At 41.6% G+C, this 5877-nt stretch carries 7 protein-coding genes; all 7 read right to left on the reverse strand.

Annotated elements, in window-relative coordinates; all coding sequences use genetic code 11:
* Positions 1-17: 17 nt before the first annotated feature.
* Positions 18-278, reverse strand: a complete 261-nt coding sequence (locus tag BSG1_RS18605; protein ID WP_006838776.1) for a metal-sensitive transcriptional regulator — start codon at positions 276-278, stop codon at positions 18-20.
* A 284-nt stretch (positions 279-562) separates the two neighbouring features.
* The gene (locus BSG1_RS18610) at positions 563-1690 is read right to left on the reverse strand and encodes an MBL fold metallo-hydrolase (RefSeq protein ID WP_006838777.1); all 1128 of its coding nucleotides are present in this window, start codon (positions 1688-1690) and stop codon (positions 563-565) included.
* 41 nt (positions 1691-1731) lie between these two features.
* On the reverse strand, positions 1732-2121 hold the full coding sequence (locus tag BSG1_RS18615) for a DsrE/DsrF/DrsH-like family protein (protein WP_006838778.1): 390 nt from the start codon (positions 2119-2121) through the stop codon (positions 1732-1734).
* A 12-nt stretch (positions 2122-2133) separates the two neighbouring features.
* Positions 2134-2709, reverse strand: a complete 576-nt coding sequence (locus tag BSG1_RS18620) for a sulfurtransferase TusA family protein (RefSeq protein ID WP_006838779.1) — start codon at positions 2707-2709, stop codon at positions 2134-2136.
* A gap of 832 nt (positions 2710-3541) precedes the next feature.
* Entirely contained in the window at positions 3542-4318 is a 777-nt protein-coding gene (locus BSG1_RS18625) for a sulfite exporter TauE/SafE family protein (protein WP_006838783.1), read from the reverse strand.
* A 50-nt stretch (positions 4319-4368) separates the two neighbouring features.
* Positions 4369-4596 (reverse strand): sulfurtransferase TusA family protein, encoded by a 228-nt coding sequence (locus BSG1_RS18630; RefSeq protein WP_006838784.1) that lies wholly within the window; start codon positions 4594-4596, stop codon positions 4369-4371.
* Between the two features lie 174 nt (positions 4597-4770).
* The coding region (locus BSG1_RS18635) for an MBL fold metallo-hydrolase (RefSeq protein WP_006838785.1) at positions 4771-5877 on the reverse strand (1107 nt) is incomplete at its 5' end.

Below are 5877 nucleotides of genomic sequence, written 5' to 3' on the forward strand. Positions count from 1 at the left end.
TGTCAACCCCTGCAAATTTATCGGCTTTTCACTAGCAAGTTAACTGCTTCTTTGATTAATTCGTTGGTGTTTTCGCCTTTATTTTCTGTTTCAAGTACACATTCAACCAGGTTGGAGCTTACGATGACTCCCGTTGTTCTATCAACTGCAGAACGAACAGCGGACAATTGAGTTGTGACCTCGTTACAGTCTGTTTCTTCTTCCATCATCTTGAGGATGCCTCGCAGCTGGCCTTCCATTCGCTTTATCCGGTTTTTGACCTGATCATTATATTCCATAGAATTCCCCTTCCGTTTATTATATTTTTGAGTTTTTTAATAACCTGCATCTACTAATTAATATATATAAAACCTTTTAAGTCATTGATTAAATATCCTTTAATTGCTTACAAAACTTATTATATACCCCTATAGGTATGTTGTCAACCCTTCTTGATCAACCTGTTATATTCCCCTGCCTATCCTTTTCCTATTGCCAATAGACTATGCGTGTCTGTTTTAAAATGGACTTTAAAAACAACTAAATAAAAGACAGCATGAGCTGCCTTTTATTTAGCCTTTTCTTATCTTACTGCACAACGGTTAGGTCCGATTTCCATCTCTCTTTTCTCTTCTTCTTCAGGAGTGATTTTTCCCATATTGGTTTCGCGGATTTGCTGATAGGAGTTCGGCTGAGGAGGCAGGTTTTCTGATACGGTTCTGCGGAACTCCTCTTCGTCATTGATATTAAGGCCATGATTTTCTTTGTATAATGTTCCTAATTTTTCAGAAACGCTGCCATCATCATTCATTTCTTTGATGCTCATATAATGGGCAGGCAGTACCAGTAACTCATCAGTAAGTTCTTTGTATCGCTTGTAAAGGGTTGTCCTCAAATCACCGACCCAATCTTGTGCTTTGCCTGCAAGGTCCGGTCGGCCAATGGAGTCGATAAACAGGATATCACCCGTCAATAAGTATTGATCATCAATGATATATGAGGTACTCCCAATGGTATGGCCGGGTGAATAAAGAGCCTTGACGGTGGTGTTTCCTACTGAATATTCATCCCCATCTTGGACCTTTTTGTATTGGAATATAACATCGTCTGCATCCTTTGGCGGCAGGTAATAATCTGTTCCTTGTTTGTCGGCAAGTTTTTTACCGCCTGAAATATGGTCTGCATGCAGATGGGTATCAAATACATGGGTAACTTTTATATTTGCTTTACTAATAAATTCTTCATAAGGATCCAGCATTCGGTTTACATCAAATAATGCCGCTTCTCCATTTGATTCCACAATGTAGGATAGGCAGCCTTTACCGATACGGACAAATTGGTATATGGATCCTCCGTTTTTGAGGTCCCCGATCTTAATTGGTTCAAGATGTTCACTCCAGGCTTTCATTCCGCCTTCCACTGAATACACATCTTTAAATCCTGCCTCTTCAACTTGTTCAGCAACAAATTCTGACGATCCGCCTTTAGCGCATAGGACAAATATTTCTTGATCTTTAGGCAGCTGGTCCTGAATGGATTCCACTCCTTCTAGAAGATCAAAGTAAGGTGCATTAATGACTTCAACGTTCCGGCCCTCTACCTTCCAATCATCAAAATCATCTGTATTACGGGCATCCAGGATGAATACATTTTCGTGATTTAATATTTTTCTTGCTAGTTCCTTAACCGTAATGGTTTTTACATCAGCCATTAGATAACCTCCTTATCGTTTCAATATCTAATGCGAGGTGATTAGAAAGTTAAAGTAACATCGGCACCCTGAGCATACGTTAAGAAAGTAACGGCTCCACCTACGTCAATTCCCTCTACAAAATGTTCTTTTTCAAGGCTCATTACGTCCATTGTCATTTGGCACGCAATCATTTTCACACCCATTTCACTTGCCATGCTCACAAGCTCTTCTACTGGTGGTACATTTGCTTTTTGAAAACCTTCCTGGAAATGTTCCTTTCCTGCAGGTAATGATAAATTTTTATGTCCTTCTTTATGAATAAGGTTTAAGCCTTCGAAAGTAAAGAAAATCTGAACTTCAGCATCCGTGGCTGCTGCAGCCGTTGCGATATTAAATACTTTGTAAGCATCAAACATATTTCCATTTGCGGCAATAATAGCGACTTTCATGTTTCTTCCTCCTTATGATTCCTTTTTATTAATAGAACCTGTCCATTCTGTCATTCCCGGTACTACGTTCTTCACATTTTTTAAACCTTTGTCTGTCAATAGTCGGGATGCCAAGTCACTGCGGCTGCCTGTTCGGCAAATGACATGTACTTCATTAGTCCCGTCTATTTCTTCAAAACGCTGTTCCAATTCCCCTAGTGGGATGTTAATGGCACCAGGAATATGGCCGAATGCATATTCTGCAGGCTCTCTTACATCCAATACCGTAATTTTCTCTTCACCCTCAATTTTGTTTACAAGATCATCGAGGCTGATTACATCCTCATATTTTTTTTCTGGCTGTTCTTCTGCTTCACTTGCCTTTCGGAGATAATGTTTCAGGATATCTCCTTCCTCCACCGTTCCCAAATATTGATTTCCTGTGCTGGTCGCCCAGGCCTTGATATCAGCTGTGGACCCTTTGTCGGTTGCTTGGATCTCCATGACTTGACCAGCTTCCAAATCTTTCATCTCTTTTTTGGTTTTGACGATTGGCATTGGGCAGGCAAGACCTTTTGCATCGAGGACTCTATTAACAGTCACTTCCATATGTTTTGGCCTCCTTTTTAGGGGGATATTTCTTCCTTACCCCCATACGTATAAAATACACATGTTTTATTGTGAAACTTTTGCTGTGGAGTTCACCACTTTACACACAAAATTTTTTCTTGCTGTATTAATTTGTGTTATTTAAATACGCTTATACTTTTTATCTGTTGCCATATTTTTTGCCAAGTTGTAAGGTAATAAGTATGTAGTAGAAGGGTGAAGACCCAACTAAAAAGTTAATTAAAAACCACCCATGATTTTCATGGGTGGTTGCATCGCAGATGGAAGCCTTTATTATCAGCCAAACCTGTTCATACGCGGAGTACTTTAAACTCTCCGCCTCCAAGCAGGGTTTTGACAAAATCAATTTTTGCATCATCAAAGTAAATCTTATCTTTTTCATTTACAAGGAATTGAATTCCATCTACTTCAGTTACGTCATCATTTTCTAAAGCTGACTCTTCCAGAGCCAGACGAAGTTTAGGGCCTCCTCAGCCAATGCCCATGGACAGGCGGATGAAAGGCTGTTTACCTTCGTTCAGTACATCCTTCACTTCAGACTTGATGACATCCAGTGCTGGTTGTGTAATTTTCACCATCTGAATCCCTCCTTGTTGTAAAGCTTACTATCATTTTACCCTGGAAAACCTCTTCTCACACTTTTTCAGGGGTGGAATATACATCCTCATTTTTTTGAAGAGTATGCTCTCGAGCTGGCAGTATGCCGACTTCATTTGCGAACAGTGTGTCCCATGAGCTTTCATAATGCCAGCGTATATCCACTCATATTTCGGAGAGTATGTCTTCAAAATATTAGCAGTTTAAAGCCCTATTAAAGAATATCCATCCAAATCTTTATCGCTGTACCAAGGATCAAGACAGCGAGAATATATTGAAGGATTTTTGTGTTCACTTTTTTCCCTGCCATGGCTCCAAGCGGAGAGGCAATTAAACTGGCGACCACCATGACCAATGCAGGCATGTATTCTACCTGTCCGGTTGTAATCTTCCCGACCGTAGCTCCGATGGAAGAAATGAATGTGATCGCTAATGAAGAAGCAATTGTCATACGAGTTGGGATTTTTAGCACAACAAGCATGATCGGCACAAGCAGGAAAGCTCCAGCAGCCCCTACAATCCCAGCGCCGATCCCTACGATCAATGCTAACGAAGCCGCAAGCCATTTGTTGAATGTCACTTGATCAAGCGGGATGTCATCGATTCCTTTTTTCGGAATAAACATCATAACGGCCGCAATCAGAGCCAACACACCATAAACCAGGTTAATGCCGCCCTCTGACATTAGCTTGGAACCATAGCCTCCGATGAAACTACCGATCAGAATGGCACCACCCATATAGGCAATCAATGTTTTGTTAAGGTAACCGCCTTTTCGGTAAGCCCATACGCCGCCGATCGTTGCGAAGAATACTTGTACCGCACTGATTCCAGAAACCTCATGAGCACTGAATGCTGCCAGGCCGAACAATGGCGGAATGTATAAAAGCATCGGATATTTAATGATGGAGCCGCCGATTCCAAGCATTCCTGAAATATAGGAACCGATGAAACCTATTAGAAAGATAACGATGATAAAACCTATGTCCATTTTTTAAACCTCCTTAAAAAGGGAACCTCAATTGGTTCCCTTTATTATTATTAGCCTTTTTTGATCCAGAACTTGAAGACATCATTATCTTCTTCGTGTTTCACTAATTCGTGGCCGCCTGATTTCGCCCAGGCAGTCAGGTCGCTTTTTGCACCTTTATCAGTTGCATGAATCTCTAGGACTTCACCTGATTGTAATTCGTTGATAGCCTTTTTTGTTTTTACGATCGGCATTGGGCAAGCAAGGCCTTTTGCGTCTAATACTTTTGTTGATTCCATTGGATTGCCTCCTGATAATTGTTTTTTTGTTAGTTGTAGTTGTGTTGGCCGATATTCGACTTGTTTGGATCGTTATTCGACAACGAACGAGCGATATTCGACACATTCTGGTCGATAAACGACACGGTTCAGCCGATTAAAGTTTCGCCATGAACCCTGAATCGAACCCTTAAATTATCTCACTGCACAACGGTTAGGTCCGATTTCCATTTCGCGCTGCTCGTCATTATCCGGTGTTATTTGCCCCATGTTTGTCTTGCGGATTTCCTGGTACGCATTTGGCTGAGGCGGAAGGTTTTCCGTCACTAGTGATCGGAACTCACCCTCATCTTCAATGTTCAAGCCATGGTTTTGTTCGTACAATACACCGAGTTTTTCAGAAACGCTTCCGTCCTCGTTCAACTCATCGATGATCATGAAGTGAGCCGGTAGAACGACCAGGTCATTGGATAGTTCTTTGTAGCGTGTGTAAAGCGTTTCTCTTAAGTCGCCTACCCAATCCTCAGCCAAGCCTGCAAGGTCAGGTCTACCGATTGAATCGATGAACAAGATGTCACCTGTCATCAAGTATTGGTCATCGACGACAAATGATGTGGAACCGATTGTATGGCCTGGTGAATATAGTGCATGGATATTGATTTTCGTGTTTCCGATTGTGACTTCAGTTTCGTCTTCTAGTGCTGCATATTCAAATGTAACACCCTCGGCATCTTTCGGCGGCAGCCAGTACGTTGCGCCTGTTTTCTCAGCTATGACACGTCCGCCGGAAATATGATCGGCATGAAGATGGGTATCAAATACATGAGTGATTTTGACATTTAAGGTTTCAGCAAAATCAGTATAGATATCCGCCATGCGAGTGGAGTCGATGATCGCTGCTTCACCGTTGGAAACTACCATGTATGATAGGCAGCCCTTCCCGATACGAACGAATTGGTACAGCTCTCCTCCGTCTTTCAAGTCACCGACTTTAACGGGCTCCAGGTGTTCACTCCATGCTTTCATACCACCTTCAAGGTATGAAACATCCATTCCTTCATCAGAAAGCATTTCTGCGACCATAATCGAAGAGCCTTCTTTTGCACAGACAACAAGGATATCTTTGTCTTTTGGCAGTTTATCCATGATTTCTTCTACCCCGTCAAGCAGGTCGAAATAAGGTACATTGAGATAGTCAAACTTATGTCCTTCGATCTTCCAATCCTGGAATGCGTCCTCGTTACGGACATCTAAAATGAATAATTCTTCGTTATTGAATACTTTTTTTGTCACTTCTTTTGC

It is taken from the genome of Bacillus sp. SG-1 (assembly GCF_000181495.1).
GTDB lineage: Bacteria > Bacillota > Bacilli > Bacillales > Bacillaceae_B > Rossellomorea.